The sequence below is a fragment of the Rufibacter ruber genome (assembly GCF_001647275.1).
Lineage (GTDB): Bacteria > Bacteroidota > Bacteroidia > Cytophagales > Hymenobacteraceae > Nibribacter > Nibribacter ruber_C.
Genome location: NZ_LRMM01000152.1, coordinates 1 through 1,518 on the forward strand (window position 1 = coordinate 1; position 1,518 = coordinate 1,518).

Below are 1,518 nucleotides of genomic sequence, written 5' to 3' on the forward strand. Positions count from 1 at the left end.
TGCTGCTGCACGCCATCAAACCCGAGCTGGAGGCGCTCAAGCCCATGAAGGCGGTCTTCGACAAGGCCTACGCCCGCAACCTGGACGGCGAGCACGTGAAGCAGGGCGCCGACAAGATGGAGCTGGCCGAGATGCTGATGGAGGACATCCGCTCCTTCAAGCAGGAGAACGGCTGCGACCGCCTGGTGATGGTGTGGTGCGGCTCCACCGAGATCTACATCGAGGAGTCCGACGTGCACCGGAGCATCGCCGCGTTCGAAGAGGGCCTTGTGAACAATGACCCGGCCATCGCCCCGAGCATGATCTACGCCTACGCGGCCATCAAAATGGGCGTGCCCTTCGCCAACGGCGCGCCGAACCTGACCGTGGACATCCCCGCCCTGGTGGAGCTGGCCAGGGAGCACGGCGTGGCCGTCTCGGGCAAGGACTTCAAGACCGGGCAGACGCTGATGAAGACCATCCTGGCCCCCGGGCTGCACGCCAGGGCGCTGGGCGTGAGGGGCTGGTTCTCCTCCAACATCCTGGGCAACCGCGACGGCTACGTGCTGGACCACCCCGAGAACTTCAAGACCAAGGAGGTCTCAAAGCTGAGCGTGCTGGACGAGATCTTCCGCCCCGGGTCCAACCCCGAGCTCTACGGGGACATGTACCACAAGGTCAGGATCAACTACTACCCGCCCCACGGCGACAACAAGGAGAGCTGGGACAACATCGACATCTTCGGCTGGCTGGGCTACCAGATGCAGATCAAGATCAACTTCCTGTGCCGCGACTCCATCCTGGCAGCGCCGCTGGTGCTGGACCTGGCCCTGTTCACCGACCTTGCGCAGCGGGCGGGCATGTCGGGCATCCAGGAGTGGCTGAGCTTCTACTACAAGTCCCCGCAGACGGCCGAGGGCCTGGCCCCGGAGCACGACATCTTCAAGCAGCTCATGAAGCTGCAGAACACCCTGCGCCACATGATGGGCGAGGACCTGATCACCCACCTGGGCCTGGACTACTACCAGGAGCTGGTGGACACCCTGTAGGGGACTGAGGGTTTAGAAAGTTCTATATGGTTCAGCTGCACAAACTCATCTCCACCGGCCTGGGCATCGGGTACGTGGGCAGGGGCGGGGGCACGGTGGCCGCGGCGGCCACCTGCCTTTGCTGGTATTTCTTGCCGGGCGGCGGGGGTGGGCTTGTCCTCTGGCAAGTAGGCGTCACGGCGCTGATAACAGCACTGGGCGTCTGGTCTGCCAATGAGGTGGAACCTTGCTGGGGCAAAGACGACAAAAAGGTGGTGGTAGACGAGGCGGCGGGAATGTGCACCAGCCTGCTGTTCATCCCGGTGACGGTCCCTTACCTGCTGGCCGCGCTGGTGCTGTTCCGCTTCTTTGACATTGTGAAGCCCCTCGGCATCAGGAGAACCGAGAGGCTGCCCGGCGGATGGGGCGTGATGATGGATGACGCGCTCTCCGGAATCTACGCCAATGTGGTTCTGCAACTACTCATTTACGTAAAGCTATTTTAGATGCT

The 1,518-nt window shown here is 62.6% G+C and carries 2 protein-coding genes; both read left to right on the forward strand.

Translation table 11 applies throughout. From position 1 onward, the window contains the following. Positions 1 to 1,028 (forward strand): inositol-3-phosphate synthase (locus A8O25_RS22280; protein ID WP_066839876.1); only part of this gene is annotated, 1,028 nt, incomplete at its 5' end. A 26-nt stretch (positions 1,029 to 1,054) separates the two neighbouring features. Beyond that, the gene (locus tag A8O25_RS22285; protein ID WP_066839879.1) at positions 1,055 to 1,513 is read left to right on the forward strand and encodes a phosphatidylglycerophosphatase A family protein; all 459 of its coding nucleotides are present in this window, start codon (positions 1,055 to 1,057) and stop codon (positions 1,511 to 1,513) included. The last annotated feature ends 5 nt before the right edge of the window (positions 1,514 to 1,518 follow it).